Origin of the sequence: Thermofilum sp. (assembly GCF_038871435.1) — an archaeon.
GTDB classification, from domain to species: Archaea; Thermoproteota; Thermoprotei; order Thermofilales; family Thermofilaceae; genus Thermofilum; species Thermofilum adornatum.
In genome coordinates this window covers 14,592-35,546 of the sequence record NZ_JAVZIC010000011.1, presented here as the reverse complement: position 1 = coordinate 35,546, position 20,955 = coordinate 14,592, and the positions used below count along the sequence as shown (strand labels likewise).

The 20,955-nt window shown below is 47.4% G+C and carries 21 protein-coding genes, 5 tRNA genes and 2 CRISPR repeat arrays; of the genes, 12 read left to right on the top strand and 14 right to left on the bottom strand.

Going from position 1 to position 20,955, the window contains the following annotated elements; genetic code table 11:
- Positions 1 to 573 precede the first annotated feature (573 nt).
- Together QXT17_RS09445 and QXT17_RS09440 are read left to right on the top strand one after the other, a co-directional pair.
- A tRNA-Val gene (locus tag QXT17_RS09445) sits at positions 574 to 680 on the top strand.
- Positions 681 to 768: 88 nt separating this feature from the next.
- Positions 769 to 2,253, top strand: a complete 1,485-nt coding sequence (locus QXT17_RS09440) for a glycine--tRNA ligase (protein ID WP_342783776.1) — start codon at positions 769 to 771, stop codon at positions 2,251 to 2,253.
- A gap of 98 nt (positions 2,254 to 2,351) precedes the next feature.
- On the opposite strand, the gene QXT17_RS09435 is transcribed toward QXT17_RS09440, so the two are convergent.
- The 4 genes from QXT17_RS09435 to QXT17_RS09420 form a co-directional block, all read right to left on the bottom strand.
- A tRNA-Thr gene (locus QXT17_RS09435) sits at positions 2,352 to 2,456 on the bottom strand.
- A gap of 24 nt (positions 2,457 to 2,480) precedes the next feature.
- Positions 2,481 to 2,630 carry a hypothetical protein gene (locus tag QXT17_RS09430; protein ID WP_187147045.1) on the bottom strand — a complete coding sequence of 50 codons (150 nt, stop codon included), beginning with the start codon at positions 2,628 to 2,630 and terminating at the stop codon, positions 2,481 to 2,483.
- 135 nt (positions 2,631 to 2,765) lie between these two features.
- Positions 2,766 to 3,272, bottom strand: coding sequence for a PIN domain-containing protein (locus QXT17_RS09425; protein ID WP_148684686.1), 507 nt, complete (start codon positions 3,270 to 3,272; stop codon positions 2,766 to 2,768).
- Positions 3,269 to 3,532 (bottom strand): ribbon-helix-helix domain-containing protein, encoded by a 264-nt coding sequence (locus QXT17_RS09420; protein ID WP_052885626.1) that lies wholly within the window; start codon positions 3,530 to 3,532, stop codon positions 3,269 to 3,271. The genes QXT17_RS09425 and QXT17_RS09420 overlap by 4 nt, the downstream gene beginning before the upstream one ends.
- A gap of 114 nt (positions 3,533 to 3,646) precedes the next feature.
- Positions 3,647 to 3,996: a CRISPR direct-repeat array (repeat unit 25 nt; unit sequence CTTTCAATTCTTTCTTAGTTGCATC).
- Between the two features lie 316 nt (positions 3,997 to 4,312).
- Between QXT17_RS09420 and QXT17_RS09415 the strand changes: the two genes are divergently transcribed.
- Positions 4,313 to 4,723, top strand: a complete 411-nt coding sequence (locus QXT17_RS09415; RefSeq protein WP_148681988.1) for an arcadin 1 — start codon at positions 4,313 to 4,315, stop codon at positions 4,721 to 4,723.
- A gap of 5 nt (positions 4,724 to 4,728) precedes the next feature.
- On the opposite strand, the gene QXT17_RS09410 is transcribed toward QXT17_RS09415, so the two are convergent.
- Both QXT17_RS09410 and thsA read right to left on the bottom strand, forming a co-directional pair.
- Positions 4,729 to 5,016 (bottom strand): DNA-directed RNA polymerase subunit K, encoded by a 288-nt coding sequence (locus QXT17_RS09410; protein ID WP_020962166.1) that lies wholly within the window; start codon positions 5,014 to 5,016, stop codon positions 4,729 to 4,731.
- Positions 5,017 to 5,075: 59 nt separating this feature from the next.
- Positions 5,076 to 6,713: a thermosome subunit alpha gene (thsA, locus tag QXT17_RS09405; RefSeq protein ID WP_020962167.1), complete on the bottom strand. Its 1,638-nt coding sequence runs from the start codon at positions 6,711 to 6,713 to the stop codon at positions 5,076 to 5,078.
- 122 nt (positions 6,714 to 6,835) lie between these two features.
- On the opposite strand from thsA, the gene QXT17_RS09400 reads away from it, so the two are divergent.
- The 3 genes from QXT17_RS09400 to rimI all read left to right on the top strand — a co-directional run bounded on the left by QXT17_RS09400 (position 6,836) and on the right by rimI (position 8,507).
- The gene (locus QXT17_RS09400) at positions 6,836 to 7,288 is read left to right on the top strand and encodes a signal peptidase I (RefSeq protein ID WP_020962168.1); all 453 of its coding nucleotides are present in this window, start codon (positions 6,836 to 6,838) and stop codon (positions 7,286 to 7,288) included.
- 138 nt (positions 7,289 to 7,426) lie between these two features.
- Complete coding sequence (locus QXT17_RS09395) at positions 7,427 to 7,987, top strand: TATA-box-binding protein (RefSeq protein WP_052885627.1); 561 nt, start codon at positions 7,427 to 7,429, stop codon at positions 7,985 to 7,987.
- 70 nt (positions 7,988 to 8,057) lie between these two features.
- Positions 8,058 to 8,507 (top strand): ribosomal protein S18-alanine N-acetyltransferase, encoded by a 450-nt coding sequence (gene rimI, locus QXT17_RS09390; protein WP_020962170.1) that lies wholly within the window; start codon positions 8,058 to 8,060, stop codon positions 8,505 to 8,507.
- A 32-nt stretch (positions 8,508 to 8,539) separates the two neighbouring features.
- On the opposite strand, the gene QXT17_RS09385 is transcribed toward rimI, so the two are convergent.
- A complete protein-coding gene (locus QXT17_RS09385) occupies positions 8,540 to 9,811 on the bottom strand; it encodes an ABC transporter substrate-binding protein (protein WP_020962171.1) in 1,272 nt (423 codons plus the stop codon).
- Between the two features lie 195 nt (positions 9,812 to 10,006).
- Here QXT17_RS09385 and QXT17_RS09380 point away from each other — a divergent pair, with 195 nt between their 5' ends.
- From QXT17_RS09380 to QXT17_RS09370, 3 genes are all read left to right on the top strand, one after another.
- A complete protein-coding gene (locus QXT17_RS09380; RefSeq protein WP_148681989.1) occupies positions 10,007 to 10,162 on the top strand; it encodes a 50S ribosomal protein L40e in 156 nt (51 codons plus the stop codon).
- A gap of 75 nt (positions 10,163 to 10,237) precedes the next feature.
- On the top strand, positions 10,238 to 10,453 hold the full coding sequence (locus QXT17_RS09375; RefSeq protein WP_020962173.1) for a hypothetical protein: 216 nt from the start codon (positions 10,238 to 10,240) through the stop codon (positions 10,451 to 10,453).
- A gap of 4 nt (positions 10,454 to 10,457) precedes the next feature.
- Positions 10,458 to 12,971: a DNA-directed DNA polymerase I gene (locus QXT17_RS09370; protein ID WP_052887119.1), complete on the top strand. Its 2,514-nt coding sequence runs from the start codon at positions 10,458 to 10,460 to the stop codon at positions 12,969 to 12,971.
- Here the strand turns inward: QXT17_RS09370 and QXT17_RS09365 are convergent.
- The 3 genes from QXT17_RS09365 to QXT17_RS09355 all read right to left on the bottom strand — a co-directional run bounded on the left by QXT17_RS09365 (position 12,968) and on the right by QXT17_RS09355 (position 13,977).
- Positions 12,968 to 13,270: a hypothetical protein gene (locus tag QXT17_RS09365; RefSeq protein WP_052885500.1), complete on the bottom strand. Its 303-nt coding sequence runs from the start codon at positions 13,268 to 13,270 to the stop codon at positions 12,968 to 12,970. The genes QXT17_RS09370 and QXT17_RS09365 overlap by 4 nt on opposite strands.
- Positions 13,271 to 13,331: 61 nt before the next feature.
- Positions 13,332 to 13,745, bottom strand: a complete 414-nt coding sequence (locus QXT17_RS09360; RefSeq protein ID WP_148681990.1) for a hypothetical protein — start codon at positions 13,743 to 13,745, stop codon at positions 13,332 to 13,334.
- 137 nt (positions 13,746 to 13,882) lie between these two features.
- Positions 13,883 to 13,977: transfer RNA gene (locus QXT17_RS09355), tRNA-Trp, on the bottom strand.
- Between the two features lie 420 nt (positions 13,978 to 14,397).
- A CRISPR array of direct repeats spans positions 14,398 to 14,815; the repeat unit is 25 nt; unit sequence GATGCAACTGAGAAAGAATTGAAAG.
- Positions 14,816 to 15,053: 238 nt separating this feature from the next.
- Between QXT17_RS09355 and QXT17_RS09350 the strand changes: the two genes are divergently transcribed.
- The 3 genes from QXT17_RS09350 to QXT17_RS09340 all read left to right on the top strand — a co-directional run bounded on the left by QXT17_RS09350 (position 15,054) and on the right by QXT17_RS09340 (position 18,402).
- Positions 15,054 to 16,163: a hypothetical protein gene (locus QXT17_RS09350; RefSeq protein WP_342783777.1), complete on the top strand. Its 1,110-nt coding sequence runs from the start codon at positions 15,054 to 15,056 to the stop codon at positions 16,161 to 16,163.
- Positions 16,164 to 16,607: 444 nt separating this feature from the next.
- Positions 16,608 to 16,889 carry a ribbon-helix-helix domain-containing protein gene (locus QXT17_RS09345; RefSeq protein WP_020962179.1) on the top strand — a complete coding sequence of 94 codons (282 nt, stop codon included), beginning with the start codon at positions 16,608 to 16,610 and terminating at the stop codon, positions 16,887 to 16,889.
- A complete protein-coding gene (locus tag QXT17_RS09340) occupies positions 16,849 to 18,402 on the top strand; it encodes an ATP-binding protein (protein ID WP_342783778.1) in 1,554 nt (517 codons plus the stop codon). Before QXT17_RS09345 ends, QXT17_RS09340 begins: the two co-directional genes overlap by 41 nt.
- A gap of 123 nt (positions 18,403 to 18,525) precedes the next feature.
- Here QXT17_RS09340 and QXT17_RS10080 read toward each other — a convergent pair whose 3' ends face one another.
- The 4 genes from QXT17_RS10080 to QXT17_RS09320 form a co-directional block, all read right to left on the bottom strand.
- The gene (locus tag QXT17_RS10080; protein ID WP_052887125.1) at positions 18,526 to 18,870 is read right to left on the bottom strand and encodes a type II toxin-antitoxin system HicB family antitoxin; all 345 of its coding nucleotides are present in this window, start codon (positions 18,868 to 18,870) and stop codon (positions 18,526 to 18,528) included.
- Positions 18,871 to 19,055: 185 nt separating this feature from the next.
- Positions 19,056 to 19,147 (bottom strand) — tRNA-Asp (locus QXT17_RS09330).
- A 90-nt stretch (positions 19,148 to 19,237) separates the two neighbouring features.
- Positions 19,238 to 19,314: transfer RNA gene (locus QXT17_RS09325), tRNA-Ile, on the bottom strand.
- 180 nt (positions 19,315 to 19,494) lie between these two features.
- Positions 19,495 to 20,901, bottom strand: a complete 1,407-nt coding sequence (locus QXT17_RS09320; RefSeq protein ID WP_148684690.1) for a hypothetical protein — start codon at positions 20,899 to 20,901, stop codon at positions 19,495 to 19,497.
- Positions 20,902 to 20,955 lie beyond the last annotated feature (54 nt).

The window sequence follows — 20,955 nt, the reverse complement described above, 5'->3', positions numbered from 1 at the left end:
AAAATTTCAGAGACAGTCAAGACAAAAGCACTCAATGTCTTTCAATTCTTTCTTAGTTGCATCGCTGTCTGTCTCTGCCTTGAACACGATGAAGACGTTTACCTTTCAATTCTTTCTTAGTTGCATCAATAAATTAGTCTTTTTCTGTTTGTAGCGTAACGCTTATCTTTCAATTCTTTCTTAGTTGCATCCGAATTGTTTTGCTCGGGTGGGGTTTATATGTTTAACGTTTATTTTTATCAAGAAGTCTGCAAAACTGCCCTAGCACTCAAATTTACCCGTTGGAAGCTTCTGAAACTTCCCTACTGGGAAGCTTCCCAGAATACCCCGTTTTGGGTCGGGAATTTTTCCCGTAAACCTAAATTTAAAATAGGCTTCCTAACGAGAAACTTCATAAATAACTTTTAGTTTTCCTAATGGGAAAACATTGACAAAGTGGAAATGATGTTTGTCGTAGAAGATTCTAGGGGTCTTGGTGCCTGTGTTTGGTGTTTGTTGGGGCTAGGTTTTTGTTGTTCGGCCCTTGGGGAGAAAACTTTATTACTCTAGGTTGGCTCTATTTTTCGGCTCTTTGGGCCCGTCGTCTAGCGGTTAGGATGTCGCCCTCACAAGGCGCCGTGTTTGGGGCTCGACTCTGGGAGCGGCGGAGGTCCCGGGTTCGAATCCCGGCGGGCCCACCATTGCCGCGTGTTTGCTGTATTTTTTCTCGTGTGTGGACCGCATTGTTTAAAAATGGTTTTGTCTTTGTTGATGGGGAAGTGGGGAGGAATGTCTCAGAGGGAGGTTACACTCGACGAGTTGACGGACCTGTGTCTGAGGAGGGGCTTTGTTTTCCCGAGTGGGAGGATCTATGGGGGGCTTTCTGGCTTCTTTGACTATGGCCCCCTCGGGGTTGAGCTTGCGAGGAACGTTTTGAATGATTGGTGGAGGTGGTTTGTGGAGACTAGGGACGACGTGTACGGTATAGACGGCGCGATTATTACTCATCCTAGGACTTGGGAGGCTAGCGGGCACGTTGAGAGCTTTATCGACTACATCGTGGTGTGCGAGAAGTGTGGGACCGAGTACAGGGCCGACCACCTCTTGGAGGACTTAGGCATAAAGGTCCCTGAGTATACTGCCGAGACGCTAAAGAGGCTGATAGAGGAGCACAACGTCAGGTGCCCTGCGTGTGGCGGCAGGCTCTCGGATCCCCAGAGGTTTAACTTGATGTTCAGCGTGGAGGTTGGGCCTAGGAAGTCCGTGACCGCGTATCTGAGACCGGAGACTGCCCAGCTAATATTCACGAACTTCAAGAACGTCGTGTTCAGCATGGGTGCTACTCTGCCATTCGGGATAGCCCAGATAGGCAAGGCGTTTAGGAACGAGATTTCGCCTAGGAACTTCCTTTTCAGGCTCAGGGAGTTCACACAGATGGAGATAGAGTACTTCGTGAACCCCGAGAAGCTCGACGACTGTCCACGCTTCGGCGATGTTGCAGGCCTAGAGGTAAACATGCTTACCGCTGAGGACCAGGAGAGGGGGATAGGCGAGGCCAGGAAAATGACCCTAGGCGAGGCAGTCGAGGCCGGGATAGTTAAGAGCAAGTGGCACGCGTACTTGATAGGCGAGTCGATAAAGTGGCTGCAAGGACTCGGCATCCGGCCGGAAAGGCTTAGGGTCAGGGAGCACGTGAAGACCGAGCTCGCCCACTACGCTGTCCAGACCTTCGACGTCGAGTACTATTTCCCGTACATGGGCTGGAAAGAGATAGTGGGTATAGCCAATAGGTCTGACTATGACCTCAAGCGCCACATACAGTACAGCGGCGAAGCATTGCACATAGTCGACGATGGGAAGACGGTCGTCCCATACGTCATAGAGCCCTCGTTCGGGCTAGAAAGAATAATCATGGCTGTCCTGACGGACGCATATGTGAGGGAAGAAAAGAGGACACTCCTAAAACTAAAGCCGAAGATCGCCCCCTACAAGGCCGCCGTGTTCCCACTCGTGAAGCGCGACGGCCTAGACGTCAAGGCGCGCGAAGTATACGACAAGCTCAGGAGGGTCGTGAGGTGCTACTACGACGAAGACGGGAGCATAGGCAAGCGCTACGCGAAGGCAGACGAGATAGGCGTGCCCTTCACAATAACGATAGACGGGCAAACACTCACGGACAACACCGTCACGATACGCTTCAGAGACACAAAGCAACAAGTAAGAGAACATGTAGAAAAACTGCCCGAAAAAATCCTACAACTCGTAAACACCTAGGCTCAGATACCGTGCCGTCCAGTCACAATTCTTTCCGGCAAGTCACTCATCATCAACAATGAAAACCGTTAAACCATATTTATCCACAACGCAAAAAATGGAGCCCCGGCCGGGATTTGAACCCGGGACCTTCGGCTATCTCGAAGCCCCCAAACACTCGACCTTACAAGGCCGACGCTCCACCGGAGCTGAGCTACCGGGGCTTTTAGTGCGCTAGTCCACCATCACTATTCAACAAGGGGTTTTATTTTTTTCTCCAAAACCCCACGCCTAAACACATCCTCGAACACGCAGAGGGCAGACAAGCCAAACGCATGCCACAAAGCCACTTCAACTTTCAATTTTCCGGATATTCTAGATGAGTGATCTTTTTCCATACAGCAACCCTTCTAGGGAAGGCGGGAGACTGCTGGGCCCCTTGCTTCTACGAGACTATGCATAGGAAGCTTTAGCCGGGGCGTCACGCACCATCTAAATATACAGTTACTTAATGAGAAAAGTCTAACATGGGTCTACAATGGGTTACCTATTGTTTTTATCTGTATTTTTAGTTCGCGTTTAATAGCTTCCTCCTCCCTTTTGAAGCCATCATCAACCGTGACAAGTTCGTGTATCTCTTCCCCCTGCTCCTTCAGGGCCGCAATATAGGCCAAGTGGAGAAGGTCGAGGATCTTAAGCCTGACCTTAGAAGACAGCTCTATGGCTAACGCGAGCGGCAAGTAAAAATCGCCCAAGGGACAAATGTTTCCCCGGCCATCAATTCTCCTATACTGAAGGCCGAACCTCTTCAACACGTAGAGGAGAACAACGGGCACTGCCAACTCGTCTCTAACCCCAATCCTCCTCAGCGTCTTGTGCAACACGGTTCTCCTCCTCGAAACTATGCTTGCAAGCTCCGCCAACACAAGCTCCGACACCCTTTTGTCCCTCAATTTCTCTAGCACTCCTAGGGCCAACTCGCGCCGAGGATCAAGAGGATCAAGAGAAGCCACAACAACGCTCGTATCGATGTAACTCATCTCTCCCTCTCCTCCAGAAGCTGCCGCGTCGCACCGCCCAGCTCTACCGGTATCCTGCCCTCTACCTTTTCGAGCTCGAAAAGCCTCTCAACTGCCTCCAACACCTCAGACACATAGGCAAGCTTGACGCCGAGCCGGACAAGCTCCCTAATGGCCTCGCTCCGTGACCGAAAAACACCATACTTCACAAGCACATCTATCTTCTTCAGCTCATCTTCACCCAGCCTGACGGGACAACCCTTGAACCCACAAGTATACATAGATGTATACATATAAAATATCTTTCCAACAAGCACTGCGCCGAACAACACCTAGCGCGCTTCTTAGCTGCCTAGCGGACTACAAGAAAAGGCAACATACACGGCGAGCTTGTCCTTTCAATTCTTTCTTAGTTGCATCCACGATTACGCTTGGAGCCGGTAACCCCAATGTAGTCAACTTTCAATTCTTTCTTAGTTGCATCACAAGCTTGTACAGTACGTCTTGAAGTATTACGGCACCTTGAACTTTCAATTCTTTCTTAGTTGCATCAGATTTATTGTTATGAAGATTGGAGACAAGAGGTTTCTCCTTTCAATTCTTTCTTAGTTGCATCGCTCTTGTAGTTTACGCCATATTCGTATAGCGGCTCGCTTTCAATTCTTTCTTAGTTGCATCTGTACAGCTTCACTGTCGCAGTGGGGCTACTTGGATATGCATCTTTCAATTCTTTCTTAGTTGCATCCGATTTGTTTTGCTCGGACGCGGTTGATATGTTTAACGTTTAATTTTATCAAGAAGTCGGCAAAACTGCCCCAGCACTCAAAATTACTCGTTGGAAACTTCTGAAACTTCCCATACGGGAGGCTTCCCGAAACACCCCGTTTAAGGTCGGGACGTTTTCCCGTAATCTCTTTTTAAAATAATCCTCTCGTCGAGAAACTTCATAAATAACTTTTAGTCTTCAAATGTATGCATGTTATGAGTTTCTATGTGGCATCTTCTTTGGTGCATCTACGTCTCTTAGATGTGTTGTGGTGGGTCTCTGTTTCTCTTGGTTGGTGTGGGGTTGGCTTGCTGTGTGGGTGCTAGAAATACTTAAAGGTGGGCTTGGTTTTACTATGGATATGAGTGAGGCTGGTATATCGTTTAGGGCGAAGGTCACGAATATCTCGCTTGTGGATACACCATTCGGCGAGAAGCTTATCAGGCTTGAGCTGACGGAGGAGAGGGAGGTGCCTGGCCCCGTGGTGATACAGCGGGACGACAGCGAGATCGCTAGGGAGATTGCGCCGATAATTTCCCAGGTGATGCGCATGATGCCGGGGCTCTCTGGCAACGTGATGAAGATCCCCAGGGTAACCGTGGTGCTTACGGAGGACGAGTGGGAGAGCTTCGCGGAGAAGCCCAGCATTGGGGACTTCTTTACTGTAGAGGTTTCGGGAAAAATAATCAGGTTAAAGAGGGAGTAGGGCCGCTAGGGCGGATGCAGTTTTAGGTATTTTAGGGGTATCTCTTGGATCTTTCCCTCGGGCGTCCAGCGGACAATGATTATTGGCAGGAGGCCGGACTCGAGCTCCTTCTCGGCTATGCGTATAGCGTCTGTTTCGTGGGACCCCACCTCTACGAGGACGGGGGCGCCCAGAGAGATCTGGAGGGCCCTGATGCCAATGATCTTGGCTCGCTCGAAGCGTGTGAGCCACGGGGGACCAATTTTTATTTCAAATCCTTTTTCCTCTGAACCTAGATTATCTTGACTAATCATAAGGACAAGAATGACAAAAATAAATGTATTTAAGTTTTTTTATCTAGGAAAAAGGTGGTTTAGAACTCGGGCTTCTCTTCTTCGCCGCCCTTTTTCTCCTTCTCCTTGGACTTGGGCGGCTGGGCGGCGATGATGTCGTCGATCCTCATGATCATTACTGCGGCCTCAGTGGCGCTCTTCAGTACCTGCTTCTTTACCACGGCAGGCTCTGTGACGCCTATCTTGTACATGTTCTCGATCTTGCCAGTATAGGCGTTGATGCCTGCCCACTTTTCTCCCTTTGCGTGTCTAGACTTGAGCTCTGCGAGGACGGTGACGGGGTCTTCTCCGGCATTCTGTATAAGTATGCTTACAAAGTTCTCAAGGGCGTCAGCGTACTTGTTGACGGCTAGCTGCTCCCTGCTGGGCAGAGTCCTAGCGAAGTCTCTAAGCCTCATGGCGAGCTCTATTTCTACTGCTCCTCCGCCGGCGACGATCTTGGGCTCCCTGATAACGTTCCTGACAACGCTCAGCGCGTCGTGGATAGCCCTCTCAGCCTCGTCTACGACGTGGTCTGCTCCGCCCCTTACTAGTATTGTGACGCTCTTGGGGTTGGGGCATCCCTCTACGAAGACCATCTTCTCGTCTGCAACCTTCCTCTCCTCGACGAGCCCAGCTGTTCCGAGGGCCTCGGGCGAGATGTCCTCTACACGTGTAAGTATCTTCGCTCCAGTAGCACGGGCAAGCTTCTCCATATCACTCTTCTTCACACGCCTAACAGCCATAATACCGGCCTTAGCAAGATAATACTGAGCAACATCATCAATACCCTTCTGACAGAAAACAACATTAGCACCACTCTCCTTAATCTTCTCTACCTTCTTCCTCAGTATCTCTGCCTCCTGGTCTAGGAACATCTTTAGCTGCTCCGGGTTGGTGACGTTTATCTTCGCGGTCCACTCTGGCTTCTCGATCTCGAGAGGCGCGTCGAGCAGAGCAATCTTGGCGTTGGTGACCCTCTTCGGCATCGCCGGGTGCACAACCTCCTTGTCTAGGACAATGCCCTTAATAAGGGTGGTCTCAGTTATGCTTTCGCCCCTCTTCTTCTCGACCTTGATGTCGTCCAGGCTGAGGTCGTACTTGCCGTCCTTCTTCTCGACAACGTTTAGGGCAGCGTCCACAATTATCTTTGCAAGGAAGTCCCTAAAGTCGGCAACAACCTTGCTCGAAAGAGCAGTCTTGGCCACGTTCTCTAGGACAGTCCTGTCGAGCGGGTCAACCTTCTCGGCAATCTCGTCCACTATCCTTGTAGCCTCGACAAGGGCCTTCTCGTATCCCTCGACAATAGTGGTCGGGTGGATCTCCTGGTCCAGGAGCTCCTCGGCGTTGGCCAGAAGCTGCCCAGCAAGGACAACCACGCTGGTCGTTCCGTCGCCGACCTCGTCGTCCTGGGCCTTAGCAATCTCGACCATCATCTTTGCGGCCGGGTGCTGAACCTCCATCTCTTTCAGGATAGTCGCGCCGTCACCAGTAATTGTGGCATTGCCAAAAGAGTCTACGAGTAGCTTGTCCATGCCCCTAGGACCAAGACTACTAGCCATAGCCTCGGCGATGACCTTCGCGGCGTAAATGTTGGACTTCCTGGCGTCTCTCCCAGTTGTCCTCTGGGTTCCCTCCTTAAGTATCAATACAGGAATTTGACCTACCGGCTGAGACATATCTACTTCACCAGCACTTCTCAAAAATTATCGCTTCTATAAAAACTTTTCTATAGGGAAAACAAGCCCAAAGAGAATGAGAAAGGGCAACAAATAAATAACGACAAAAACCTAAACCCCACGTGAAGGACTCGGAAAAAGAGATACTAATCTACGCTATAGCGATAATCGTCGTCTTCGTAGTACTCTTCATGTTCTCCAGCATAAAGACCCCACACCTCCTAACACCCATAGCTGTCGTCTCGAGCTGGTCCATGGAGCCCGTATTACATGTCGGAGACATAGTAATAGTAACGGGACAAGAAAACTACACCCCAGGAGACATTGTCCTATACTACTCCGGTCAAGACATAATTGTTCACAGGATAATAAAAACACAAGGATACAACTACACGGTCAAAGGCGACGCCAACCCCGTGCCCGACCCAATACAGCCAACAAACGACATTATCCTCGGCAAAGTAGAAGTCGTGGTCCCCTACATAGGTAGCCTAAGACTAATGCTAAACCCACTAATCGAGTATGTCCAAAAATACATCATAAAACCACTACTTGAATTCCTCCGCGGTGGCTAGACGGGGCCTAAACACTGTTTTCTGTATCGACGCTTTCCATGCAGAAAGGGAAAAAGAGCCTTATCTCTAAACATAGTTTTTAAGGCTTAAAAATATATATGTCCTTTATTAAACCATAAATAAAAAGGGGTGATAAAAATAGCAAAACAACCCACATATGAAATACAAAACGTTGTAGCCTCCGTGACGCTAAACCAGCGGCTAGACCTAGAAAAAATAGCGGAACGTATTCCTCATGCTGAATATTCGCCTGAGCAGTTCCCGGGACTCGTTTTGAGGCTTCCAAGGCCCAAGACGGCGACGCTGATCTTTAGCAGTGGCAAGATGGTCTGTACGGGCGCGAAGTCGGAGGCGGAGGTACAGAAGGCGGTCAAAAGCATTATCAAGCTGTTGAAGGCGCACGGCATAGACATAAAGAACGAGCCGATAATCGAGGTGCAGAACATTGTTGCGAGTGCAAACCTCAGGGGCACGGTGGACCTTGAGCGTGCCGCGTTCCTGTTAGAGAACTCGATGTATGAGCCTGAACAGTTCCCTGGGCTCATTTACAGGATGTCTGACCCGAAGGTCGTGCTATTGATCTTCAGCAGTGGAAAGGTCGTGTGTACAGGGGCTAAGAAGGAGGAGGAAGTGAGGAGGGCTGTGGACAATATTCATAAGTTGTTGAAGGAGCAAGGCGTCTTGTTCGAAGAGCCATAAATATAAAATTTTTTTGTTTCTTGTTTCTGGGAGGGTGAACTAGACGTCTCAGGAATACGTTATTCGTGAGGTGCGCAGGGAAGAGCTGGACGACGTGATGGAGATTAACCGGAGGGTGTTGCCCGAGAATTACCCGGCGTTTTATTTTGAGCTACACTACCGGAATTTTGGGAAGGCTTTCCTGGTCGCGGAGGCGCAGGGCAGGATTGTTGGCTATATTATGTGTAGGGTGGAATACGACAACCTGTATACGGCTAATAGGGTGGGTAGGAGGGGCCACGTTATCTCTATCGCGGTCTTGGAGGGTTGGAGGGGGAAGGGTATAGGGTACAGCCTTATGACTAGGGCCATGGAGGCGATGAAGAAGTATTATGGGGCTGAGGAGTACTATCTCGAGGTGAGGGTTAGCAATGAGCCCGCGATTAGGCTGTACAAGAAGCTCGGCTTCAACGTGGTCAAGGTTCTGCAAGGCTACTATCTGGATGGAGAAGACGCATATCTAATGGCTAGACCAGCCTAGTCAAAAAATTTCTGATTTCTTTTCAAGGAATATTATCCGCTAAATGTTGCCGTGTCTGTGGCTGAGTTGTACCATCCGACTAGTTGCCAGTCGTAGCCTGTGCTTGTCTTGACTACTTGCCATATTGCGTAGTCTCCTGTGGCTTTGTCTCCGTTTTGGTCGAGGGTGAGGAGGCCTGTGACACCGTTGTATTTTTGGGCTACGAGTGGGATGGTTGTTACGAGTTTTTCACCTGTGTAGGTTCCGGTGAGCATTACGGAGAGCGCTACTAGCCAGACTGCGTCATATGAGACCATTGCGTATGCGTGCGGTTCTTCGCCTCCACTGCGCTGCTTGAAGCGCTGTATGAAGTCTTGGAGCCTCTGGTTTTCTGTGGGCTGGAATATTGTGCTTGGTAGTCCTCCGAGTGTTACTATTTCGCCTCCGGCCTCGGCCGTGAATTTGCTTGACTGGACTACAGCGTCTGTGCCGAACCACTTGAGCTTTGAGAGTACGGGGTCTTTTACTGCGAGCCTAAATATGTTTATTCCGTCGTCCTCAAAGGTTATTGATAGCACTGCCGTGTTGGCTCCCATTGCGGAGGCGATGTCTGAGAGCCTTTTAACCTCGGCGCTTAGATCCTTTGCGTTGGGGTCGTATGAGACTCCGGCGACGTTTCCGCCTAGCTGTTTAAACCTAGCGGAGAAGGACTCGTAGAGTCCTACGCCCCACGCGTCGTTCCTGTAGATTACTGCCACGTTTCTGTAGCCGAGGGTGTAGATTATGCGTGCGAGGGCCCTGCTCTGGAAGCTGTCTGGTGGTACTACTCTTAGCACGTAGTCTCCTGGGAGGGCGAGGGACATGGCCGTGGAGCCTACGCTTATGACTACGAGGTGGTTTGAGTCTGCGAACTGTTTTACTGCTGAGACCTCGCTACTAGCTTCTAGGCCGATTACTGCCTGTACGCCTTGGGCGGCAAGGGTCTTTATCCTGGCTAGTGCCTGTTCTGGCGAGGTGCCCGAGTCTTCTACGAGGAGTGTGAACCGGAAGGGTGAGCCGATCTTTTCAGCGAAGCTGTTGACATCTTCGATTGCTAGTTGCATGGCGAGCTGGTCTCTCTTTCCGTATGATGAGAGGTCTCCTGTTAGCTCGACTAGGGCTCCTATTGGGACTGTGATTGTCTGCTGGGTTGTTGTCTGGGCTTGCGGGTGTTGAAGTAGCGTGGATGCCCCGTAGCCTAGGATTGCCCCTATTAGGAGGCCGACTATCAGTATGACCAGTGTGTTCTTGAACAGGGGGTTTTTCGCTTGACCCGTGTTTGACATGTTTGGTCGAGGGGAAGCCTTCGGTTTGCTTTATTTAAAGGCTGTGCTATAACCGGCACATGGGCTTCATTTAAAAAAGGTTTTCTTAAAAACATTGTCATGCTTGCTTATATAGTGGTTTCTGGTTTCTTCTTTGTGCCGGCTATCGATAAGCTTAAAAGTGGCTAGATATGTGAATGTAGCTAGGTGGTACTCTTGCCGATTAGGGACCCTGAAAAGCTCCAGCTGGCTCTGAATCACCACTTCAGGGTAAAGATATGTAGGAAGTGTAACGCCCGCAACCCGTGGAACGCCGAGAGATGTAGGAGGTGCCACAGCAGGGACTTGAGGCCCAAGAGGTACAAGAAGTAAACGGTATTTCTCCCCTAGATGTTTTCTAAGACATAAAGTTATATCTCTGTTGAACCCATTATTTGTGGTGGTCTAATGGGTAAGATTTCTAAGGGCGTGACGTGCTCGATAAAGGACTGCAACGAGCAGGCTGTTAGGTCGATTTCTAGGGAAGAGTTCGAGAAGAGCAAGTCTGGACTCGCGTTGAAGGAAGACGTGAAGGGCAGGGTGTACCTTTGCAAGAAGCACTACAACGAGTACAAGAAGGCGTACCGCAAGAACGTGTGGAGCCTGGAAAGGTTCTCTAGGTGACATAATGCTATACCTCCTCTCGGTCAAGTACAACGGGAAAGAAGCAAGGGCTGAAATGTATTTCTATGACGACGAGAAGCACGTCTTGGTCAGGGTCCCCGACTACAGCGACCACCACCCGTATCTCCTCACCGACCTGAAGCCCGACGAGCTGGCCGAGAGGTACCCAGACGTCCTGAAACACAAGGGTTTCAATAGGCTGGACGTTGTCGAGAAGTACGACCCGCTGAGCGACAGATGGATCTTGATGACGAAGGTGGAGGCCCTTGACCCATTGTCGATAGGTGGGGCGAAGGACAGCATAAGGGAACAGTTGAAGGGCCACGCGTGGGAGGCCAAGATAAAGTACCACCACTGCTACATATATGACAGCAACCTCATCCCGGGGATGCCCTATACTCTTGAAGACGGCAAGCCGAAGATAGCCCTATCGCCGGTACCCGAGCACATTGAGAAGCTAATCAGGGAAATGGTGAAAGACAAGACTGAGCTTGCAGAGTACCTCTCGTGGGCCCAGATACTGAACACTCCCATACCGAAGCTCAAGAGGATAGCCATAGACATAGAGGTCGAGTCGCCCCAGGGGATAATACCCAAGCCCGAGAACGCGGATAAGCCAGTCATCGCTGTGGCCTACTATGCGTCCGACGGCCAGAAGGGCGTACTGCTGCTGAAGAGGTGGCAGGAGGTCCCAGAGATAAAATTGGGAGACGCGAAGATAACTGTCTTCGAGGACGAGAAGAGCCTGCTAGCGGCAGTCTTCAGCCTTATCAGCGCGTACCCAGTCGTCCTCACGTTTAACGGGGACAACTTCGACCTGCCCTACCTATACAACAGGGCCAAGAAGCTTGGATTCAAGCCAGAAGAGATACCCATCGAGTGGAGCCCAAAGGCGGAGTACGCAGAACTCAAAAACGCTGTCCACATTGACCTCTACGCGTTTTTCACGAATAGGTCGATGAGGGTCTACGCGTTTGGAAACAAGTACAGGGAGGGGAGGACCCTTGACGAGGTCGCAAGCGCGCTGCTGGGCATTGGCAAGGTCAAGCACGACGAGGCTATCAGCGAGATGACGCCTGAGAGGCTCGTGGAGTACAACCTGCGGGACGCGGAGCTAACCTACAAGCTCACGGCGTTCAACGACGACTTGGTAGTGAAGCTCATTATACTGATGATGAGGATATCGAAGCTCCCAATAGAGGACCTGACGCGCCACAACATCTCTGCGTGGATCAGAAACATGTTCTACTATGAGCACAGGCAGAGGGGCTGGCTTATCCCGAACCCAGAGGACATACTGAGCATAAAGGGTCAGACCTCGACAAAGGCCATCATAAAGGGGAAGAAATACATGGGCGCAATAGTCATCAACCCCTTGCCCGGCGTGTACTTCAACGTCGTGGTCGTGGACTTCGCCTCCCTATACCCAAGCGTCATCAAGAAGTGGAACCTGAGCTACGAGACCGTCCGGTGCCCACACGAGGAGTGCAGGGACAACAAGATACCTGGCACTCCGCACTGGGTGTGTAAAAAGAGGAGGGGGCTGATGTCCGAAGTTATAGGCATCCTCAGGGACCTCAGGGTCTACGTCTACAAGAAGGGGGCAAAGGCAAGCAAAGACGAGCAAGAAAAAATGCAGTACGAAGTCATCCAGTCGGCGCTCAAGGTCTTCCTAAACGCCAGCTATGGAGTCTTCGGTGCGGAATCGTTTTCCCTCTACTGTCCACCAGTCGCCGAGAGCACTACAGCCCTGGGCAGGTACTCGATCCTGAAGACCATGGAGAAAGCCGTCAAGATGGGCATCCCAGTCCTATACGGCGACACGGACAGCCTGTTCCTCTGGAACCCCGCGCCAGAGAAGCTGGAAAGCCTCCTGCAGAGCGTCCTGAACGACCTGCAGATCGACCTGAGCATAGACAAGGAGTACAAGTGGGTCGTATTCAGCAAGCGCAAGAAGAACTACTTGGGCCTCCTAAAGGAGGGCAAGGTAGACATAAAGGGCCTCACGGGCAAGAAGAGGAACACGCCAGACTACATCAAGAACGTTTTCTCAGACATCATCGCAGAGCTATCAAAGGCAGACAACATACTCGTATTCGAGAAATCCGTAGAAAAAGTCGAAGAGAAAGTCAAAGACTCGCTCAAACACCTAAAGAAACACGAGGTCCCACTAGACCAGCTAGCCTTCAAAGTAGCCCTCACAAAGTCCCTCAAAGAATACACCAAGACAACCCCACAACACGTCAAGGCGGCGAGACAGCTCCTAGAATACAGGAAGAAACTCAAACTCGTCCCACCCGACGTCAAGCTGGAAGAAGCGGTTCCAGAGGGCGAGATAATAGCCTTCGTGAAGACCAGGAACAAAGAGGGAGTCAAAGCCGTACAGGTCGCAAGGCTCGACGAGATAGACCCAGACAAATACATCGAAATAATGAAGACAACCCTCCAACAAGTCCTAGACGCGCTAGAAATAGACTTCGAAGACCTACTAGAAGGAAAAACACAGACACTATTCTAGGCCAAGGCCTCCTCCAGCTTTTTCCTGGCGGCCTCAAAGTCGGGGTTCATCCCTACGACCGGCACCTTCGTCAAGACATGTTTTATCGTCCCATCGTCGAACTGGACAAAGACCTGCGGGATGTCGGCTCCCCCAAGCTCGTCTGTCTCGCCGTACTTGGTCAAGAAGACGTAGTCCTCCTTCTTCTCCTCGAACTCTACGCCCTTCGCAGCGGCGACCTCCTGGCACAAACGCTTAAGCTTATCATTGAAGGGGGCCCAGTCCGCGCCGACAAATATCAGCTTCACGGCTTTACCCATATACATGCACCCAATGCAACAAAAAACCAGTCAACAAGTATATAAAGATGCCCTCCGAGGCCTACTCCTCTTCCTCCTTCAACATGTCACTGATAGACTTGACCTCGCCACCCTTCTTGTAGACAATCCTAGTCTCTATCCTGATGGGCAGGCCTATCTCCTGGAAAACCCAGTAAACAGCACTAGCATCGAGGCTCCCGCTGAGGCGCCCACTATGATAAAGCTGGCCAATCTTCACGGCAACCTTCTTCGCGACCTCCCCGTACTGCTCAAGGGCACGATTAAACATCTCGCGCCCATCCTCGGTCAAGTGCTCCAAGAAAACCGAATAGTAGTCCACCGCCTCAGCCGGCTTCTTAGCCTCCCTGGCAAGCATCTTCCTCTGCATCTCAAGCAACATCCTACGCTTAATCAGCTCAATATCCCTCTCCACAACAACCACCAAAAACATAAACCCAAACCAAAATAAATACATGCCGGGCGCCCAAAAGGTCGCCGCTCGAGACGCACAGCGCACGCAATGAAAAGCGGCAACCCACGCCCGGCACACCAGCCAAAACACTCCAAGATGATTCTGAAAAGCCTAGACACCCCAAGCAATCAAGCGAAAACTGGTGGGCCGGGAGGGATTTGAACCCCCGACCTTCGGGTCTGGAGCCTCGACCTCTCTAAGAGACCGCCGCTCTACCTTGCTGAGCTACCGGCCCAAAAGGTCATTTTGATATTTAGCTCGTTTGGTAATAAATTTTTCTTTACCGTGAAAGGTTGAGATTTTTCTGCGGGCTCGAGCGGTCAAGTCAGAAACAGAGCAACGCCAAGAATAAAACATTGAGGAAGAGAACTACTTGCCTCTACCAACCTCTATCGTAAATGCATAACGCCTTTTTGTCAACGTTTTCCTTGAAGGAAAACTAAAAGTTGTTTATGAAGTTTCTCGTTGGGAAGGTTATTTTGAAAAGAGATTACGGGAAGAATTCCCGACCCAAAACGGGGCATTCTGGGAAGATTCCCTGGTGGGAAGTTTCAGAAGCTTCCAACGTGTAATTTTGAGTGCTAGGGCAGTTTTGCAGGCTTCTTCAAAAAATTAAACGTTAAACATATAAACCCCACCCGAGCAAAACAATTCGGATGCAACTGAGAAAGAATTGAAAGACTTCTCTTTCGCCTCGTCTAGGGCCTTCTTGAGGTCTGATGCAACTGAGAAAGAATTGAAAGGTTTAGCCAAAGCCCCCTGTAACAAGAACTGAATCACATATGTTGAGATGCAACTGAGAAAGAATTGAAAGAGGATCCTCGGGAATCTCATTACTAGCGCCGATGGCTGTATGGATGCAACTGAGAAAGAATTGAAAGATTGGAAAAGCTCCTTGTATACTTCTAGGATAAGACGCGATGCAACTGAGAAAGAATTGAAAGCAAGTCTATGGCATGAAAAACGACGCGCCCGTCGGTGAGGATGCAACTCAGAAAGAATTGAAAGAGAGATACATGCAAAGTACCGTGTCGTACAGCCACCCACGGATGCAACTAAGAAAGAATTGAGAACCACATCTTTTTCCCTTGTATGTGGGGTCGAGCTGGAGTGCGCGCACACTTGTTCTAGGGTCTCCTTTCTTGTAGGGGGTTGCCTGTGTTTGCCGGGATCTTCTAGATTGGTTTTCCAAGTTTTTCCTGGTGAGTATCTCTTTGGTCTTCTCAGGCGTGCTATATGATTTTTCATGGATGAAAGATGTTGGCGTCTAAAACTTTTATTAGCTGTCAGTGATCAGTATATTTGGTCTTAATGCATGGGGAAACACATAAGGTAGTAACTCAGAGGGCTCTTTCTTATCTTAGGTCAATGGAGTTGCCAGTAGTGTTACCAAGAAATTTTGATAGAAAGCTGGTTAGAGAAAACGTGAAGCTGGATGAGGAAGCCGAATATGCTGAAATGAGATATTTTGACTTCGAAACGGGTGGTACTAGGGTTTATAGAAGAAGGATAGCTCATCACTCAGAGAATATTGATGTTGCTTCCCAGAACTTACCATCTGATGTACAGTTATTCTTTGCATTATACAACAAAAAGAGAGATATATTGGGCAGACTAGATAAGGTACGCAGGGAAATATTAAGGTATAGAACTGTTTCTGAGGCGGGAATAGCTGAGCTAGGAAAAGTCCTGCACTATGTTCAAGACAGATGTGTCCCTTCTCCAACTTATGATAAATGGCTTCACGACGAGATAGAGAAGAAAGCTAGAAAATATCATGAGTTACTAGATGACCCTACTATTTTCGATGCAAAGCCTATCGGTCGAAAAGAATTAAGAAAAATGCTTGATAGGCAGCCAGTGGCACGGACGCCTCGAGAAGCAGTAATTTGTGCGGCAAAATACACTTTTGCAGTTTTGTTTGCAGTGTTAGGAAATGCTCTGGAAGCCCCTGCTGGTCACCTTGAGAAGGCAGTTAGGCTAAGGGGAAAATTTTCTGGAAGAGTCCTTCAAGTTTATATCGGCCTGGCATTATTGGCCCTCATTAGTTTCGCTTTGGTGCTCTATGAAGTATGGAAAACAAACATTTACTACTTATTTATAGCGGCTTTATCAGCTGTTTCTCTACAACCTGCACTTTTTGCATTCAAATCCCTATCCAAGAATATGCAGACTTTTCTAAATGGCCTATTCGAGGCAACGGACATTATAGAAACATTTAGCTTCCTGATTCCAGCACTTTCACTAAGCATTCTGATGAATCCTTTACCATTCCTACTGTTTTCGCTTTCGGCCACGATGCTAGTTGTCTTTCCATTTCTCTTCAAAGACTTTAGAGAAATTAGAGAAGACATCCCTTGGTTTCTATGGCGCACAGCCTATCCAAGCGAGACAAAAAGAGTTAAAGTAAAAATTTCCTAAAAAGTTCATCATTTTTCGAAATCAATTATTTATAGAACTGTTTTTAACAATATAAGCATGGCCACTAAAAAACGCAAACGTATACACAACCCGAAAACGAAAAAATACTATCGTGTAGCCACTAGAAGCGGAAAGAAACATAAAAGAGGACAAATAATTGGCGAATGGAGCCCAAAAGGATAGAAATATTGGAATTATGATGCCTGCTTTAGGCTTATAAAATTTAGTTTTTTGTATATTAAGTAAAGTTTAAGATACTCTGCTCGATGTATTATAGATTACTTGGAGGAATCTGTAGACTTCACTGAATGTTGGCCTAGACGTTGGTTCTCTGGTACTTTTTGGTACCCTTATAGGTACTATACAGTTCAGAAAGATTCATTTCTAGCAACCATAAACACTAATTTTAAGTACCTCTTGGTACCGTTATAGTACCGAGGCGGCTTGAGGCAGGTAAAGTTCTATATTGACGAGGAGCACTACGAGGAGCTCAAAAAGCTGGCCCAGGAGCAGGGGCTAACTGTGCCTGGTTACGTTAAGAGGCTCGTGCTTAAACACCTCGGAGAGATTGAGGGAGGCATAGAGGAGAACTTGGAGTACTTGCTCCAGAGGCAGGACCAAATGAGGAAGGAGCTCGGGAGGATAGGCCTCGACCTCATCAAGCTGCAGAAGCGGGTGGAGTACCTTGAGCGGTACATCCGTAGAGAGGCTTCGACAAAAACTTAGACTGTATAACCCGTGGTGGGTAGATGGCCTTTGGTACGAAAAAGATAAAGAGTTCTTGGAGTATAAACGTGAACCCTACAAAGTCATCAGCCGGATGTACCGTTATATCAGGGATACATTAAAGAGGAACCGAAACAAATACGGGATAGTAACGATTAGAGGTCCTAGGCGCGCGGGTAAAACTACAGTGATAAAATTACTTATATATTCTTTAATCAATGAGCTAAGAATCGATCCTCAAAGCATCTACTATATCTCACTTGACTACCAGAGACTTGGGAATACTAGCCTTCTTGAAATATTAGAAACGCTGGCTAAGACCGAGGGAGATAAGTACATTTTCTTAGACGAAGTCTCCATGTATGAAAATTGGTCACTGGTTCTAAAAAACATCTCAGATCAAGGATTACTTTCTCAAGGAAGACTAATAATAATAGCTACTGGAAGCCACTCAATGGATCTGGCACAGGCAGCCGAAAAGCTTAGTAGCAGTAGACGAGGCGAACTAGCAACGGCATTTAACTTGGGAGGAAACTTGCTTTTTACTCCTTTACGTTTCTCAGAAGTAGCAGAGGGGTTAAGTAGCGAGTTGGATTCGTACCTAAGCAGTGGTAGAAAAAGAAAAGCAGGTATAAGATTCAATATTCTTGTTGATTTGAAAGAAGGAAAAATCAATGAAAATTTATGGGATCTCTACAACGGATTTGGTGCATCGCTTGAAGAGATGTTTGAGGCTTATTTAATCCATGGCGGTTATCCAAAAGCAGTCAAAGAGTTTTATGAGAATAAAAAGATCACGGAAAACTTCTATTACGAAATAGCCGAACTGCTTATCAATGATTCAAAAAAGGCAGGGTTAGATCCACAGCTTCTTCGAAAGATTCTAACTGAGCTTGTGAATCCTAAAAAGCTATCCGGACCTTTTAACGTATCCGACCTTACAGAAATAGAAAGAAATTTAAAGGAAAAGCAAATCAGGGACCAATACTTACAATATCTAAAATCGACATGGGCATTTTTCTTCTCATATAGTGAAAGGAAAGACACACAGTGTCAGCCAAACTACAATGAAAACCCTAAACTATACATACTCGACCCATTCCTTTTCTACTCGCTATATGCATACCTAAACAACATACCCGATCCGCTGGAAAAGTCGAGAACACTCTTAAAAGATGAAAAATTCAAGGGGCTCTTCGTAGAAAGCGTGGTGGCTTCCCACCTCTTGCTAGCACAGCAACTCTTTGAACACTTGCCAGGAACAATAAACTACGACAGAGTACTAATGTATGGAAAAACACCCACATCAGAGTCCAAAGAAATTGACTTCATCTCATGCATCAGAAAAAAAGAACAATTATACCGTTTCCAAATAGAATGCAAATATCGCAAATACCTGAATAGGAAAACAATATCCCCAAACACCATAGTACTCACCAGAGACATTTTAGACTCCGACCCAGAGAGACACATATCCTACGTGCCAGTACCACTTTTTCTTTTACTCTTGTAACAACACAATATTGGTACCGATACAGTACCATTTAAGTACTAATAGAAGTTAGAAACATAGTACCATTTAGTACTAGTAAGGTACCTATAACAGACTTCTCTTTATCAAAGAAAGCTTTGAACCCTATCTCGATTTTTCCACAATCTCTGGGAACTCTTCTAGGTAAAGTTCAAGCGCCTCTTTCAGGTTTTGGATGGCCTCCTCGATTGTTCTCCCTTGTGTCGTTACGCCTGTAGTGACCTCCTTGATTATGTACATGTCTTCTTCTTTCCACAGGACGGCTTGCAACTCCATGGTTGCCCCTAAAATAAAACTGATCGCCATTTTAAGTCCTATCGGCAAGGCAAGCCACAAAATTTCATCGTGAAGAGTCGGGCTTTGCCCAAATATTCTGGTGCTAGCAGTATGAGCCTCGGTGCCTTGGTTGGAAGAGGATTCTCCTTGGAGAGCTACCTTGCAAACCTTCAAGGCAAGAATTAATAACGAAATTATTCTTAATAATAACTTTGTTATTTTTGTTTTTCTCTGTTCAAAATAATATGCATAACATTGTTATGCTTAGAAATAACATTGTTATATTCAAATTTTTCCACATATCCACAACCTAAACGGTAGCAGGAATTTATTTCCAGCGATGAGCTAAAAGAGGGGCGTGGCGCCCCGGCCGGGATTCGAACCCGGGTTCTGCGGCTCGACAGGCCGCCATTCCAGGGTTAGCCTTCCTGGGCCACTAGACGACCGGGGCTACGAATAGTTGTTGTTTGCGGTTATTTATTCTGGGGACTGCTTAAAAATGTTTTGCTGTGTGGGGCTAGGAGTGTGAGAAGGAGGTGGGTGGTGGGCCCGCCGGGATTCGAACCCGGGACCCCCCGGTTATCAGCCGGATGCTCCACCAGGCTGAGCCACGGGCCCTAAGGTCGTTTTTTAGTAGGGGTTGTCTGGTAATAAATTTTTCTTTGCATGTGCATAGTTTTTCTGCTGGCTTTTGATGATGAGTTTGCACTGGATGTGTTTGGGCATTTTCTTATAGGAAACATGTGGCAGTCTGTGAGATATGGTCTTGGGGAGGATGTAGCAGTATTCCTGTTCTTATTAGAGTAGCAGGTGTCTAATTAGGTCTATTTTGCTACGGTTGTAGAGGTATGAGAGGGGTATGATTTTTATTTCGTTGTGGGCTTTTCCTTCTGCTTCTTTTAGTCGATCATCTTTAACTATAAGTATCTTTTTCTCAGCATTCACGTTTTGGAGTCTGTAGAGTGCTTCTAGGATGCTTCCCTCTATTACTATTTCGAAGGCGAATTTTAGAAGGCCCTTGTCTAGCCAGGCAACATCTATTCTGGTGTTCCCAAGATTGTATTCGATGATGCTTTGAAGTTCTAGTTCTCTGCCCAAATTAGCAAGGAGTTCTTGAACTTCTTGATGAAGATTCGTTCCTTGTTTGTTATTTGGCTTTGTGCTTGATAATCTGAATAAGCCGCTTTTTAACAAAAACTCTTTGTCTATGCCTTTTACAGTCCTTAGAAGTAATTTTTCAAGTTCGTTGTCTAGTGTAATCTTATCTTCAAAGCTTATCTGGTACTTTTTAATCTCTTCGTAGCTTGCCATGGAACTCCATATTGATTCGCATGGGTTTAGAAATATGTGTATACTGTACCATCTTGGGGTTATTCCGGCCCACAAAGCACCAGATTCTTCTGTTGCAGAAATGAACACTTCGAGGATTAGTTCACTGTCTCTAACGATGTCTTGTGGTACTATTACAACTCTTTTGTCAACATATTTTAGTGTTTTGCCAATTCTCTCAAGCCGTATAAGTGTGTCGCCTTTTTTTAGGAAGTAATAGTTTACTATACGCTGGTAGGAAAGAAGTATCGAAAGAAAAATATTTTTCTCGGGTATTATTAATTTGTCTGAAAACTCGTTTTCTAGGTCATCCAGGATTTTTCTAAATCTTTCTGGATCTTTTACTAGGACTTCTTTTGGATTGCCTCTATCAAAGACAAATATACCTTTCGCAATCAAATTACTAATGAAGTCATAGAAATCCAAAAAGTATGAATTGATAGTTCCGGCACTTTTGCATCGAATTTCTAGAGAATTGAATTTATGTACAAGGGGAATGTCTGTTTGTTCAATTGCTATAGTTACCGACTTATCTCTAATCGTGAAATAGGCCCTATAAGTAGTTGGCAGATTGGGCCTAGGTGATTTAATCTCGCTAAGGCTTGGTGTTAAGCCTAATTGTTTTGCCACCTCTAAAATTGTATCTTTGCTGAAGGAAATTTTGTTTCCTATTAGAGAAGCCTTCAGCATTTTTACAGCGACTTTTATGTCTTCGCCGAGTAGCGGTAGCGAAGTTCGTTTAAGCAATTCTTGAAGAATCACCTCTTTATATGAATCTGTTTCGTTAGACTGCGTCATTTTGGCATCTAATGTATATTCTCTTAAAAACAAGAATAAATAAATTTGTAAGTCACCCTGCATGCTGTTTTTCTTCACGCCAAAGAAAGGAAGAACACCAATAGTGGCTTTTTAGTTAGTCATGAAACATGT

Bases quoted from the DNA above. Each gene is read 5' to 3' on its own strand.
- QXT17_RS09440 (WP_342783776.1), top strand. From the start codon at position 769: ATGTCTCAGAGGGAGGTTACACTCGACGAGTTGACGGACCTGTGTCTG.
- QXT17_RS09430 (WP_187147045.1), bottom strand. From the start codon at position 2,630: ATGGAAAAAGATCACTCATCTAGAATATCCGGAAAATTGAAAGTTGAA.
- QXT17_RS09425 (WP_148684686.1), bottom strand. From the start codon at position 3,272: ATGAGTTACATCGATACGAGCGTTGTTGTGGCTTCTCTTGATCCTCTT.
- QXT17_RS09420 (WP_052885626.1), bottom strand. From the start codon at position 3,532: ATGTATACTTGTGGGTTCAAGGGTTGTCCCGTCAGGCTGGGTGAAGAT.
- QXT17_RS09410 (WP_020962166.1), bottom strand. From the start codon at position 5,016: ATGATTAGTCAAGATAATCTAGGTTCAGAGGAAAAAGGATTTGAAATA.
- thsA (WP_020962167.1), bottom strand. From the start codon at position 6,713: ATGTCTCAGCCGGTAGGTCAAATTCCTGTATTGATACTTAAGGAGGGA.
- QXT17_RS09385 (WP_020962171.1), bottom strand. From the start codon at position 9,811: ATGTCAAACACGGGTCAAGCGAAAAACCCCCTGTTCAAGAACACACTG.
- QXT17_RS09375 (WP_020962173.1), top strand. From the start codon at position 10,238: ATGGGTAAGATTTCTAAGGGCGTGACGTGCTCGATAAAGGACTGCAAC.
- QXT17_RS09370 (WP_052887119.1), top strand. From the start codon at position 10,458: ATGCTATACCTCCTCTCGGTCAAGTACAACGGGAAAGAAGCAAGGGCT.
- QXT17_RS09365 (WP_052885500.1), bottom strand. From the start codon at position 13,270: ATGGGTAAAGCCGTGAAGCTGATATTTGTCGGCGCGGACTGGGCCCCC.
- QXT17_RS09360 (WP_148681990.1), bottom strand. From the start codon at position 13,745: ATGTATTTATTTTGGTTTGGGTTTATGTTTTTGGTGGTTGTTGTGGAG.
- QXT17_RS09350 (WP_342783777.1), top strand. From the start codon at position 15,054: ATGCATGGGGAAACACATAAGGTAGTAACTCAGAGGGCTCTTTCTTAT.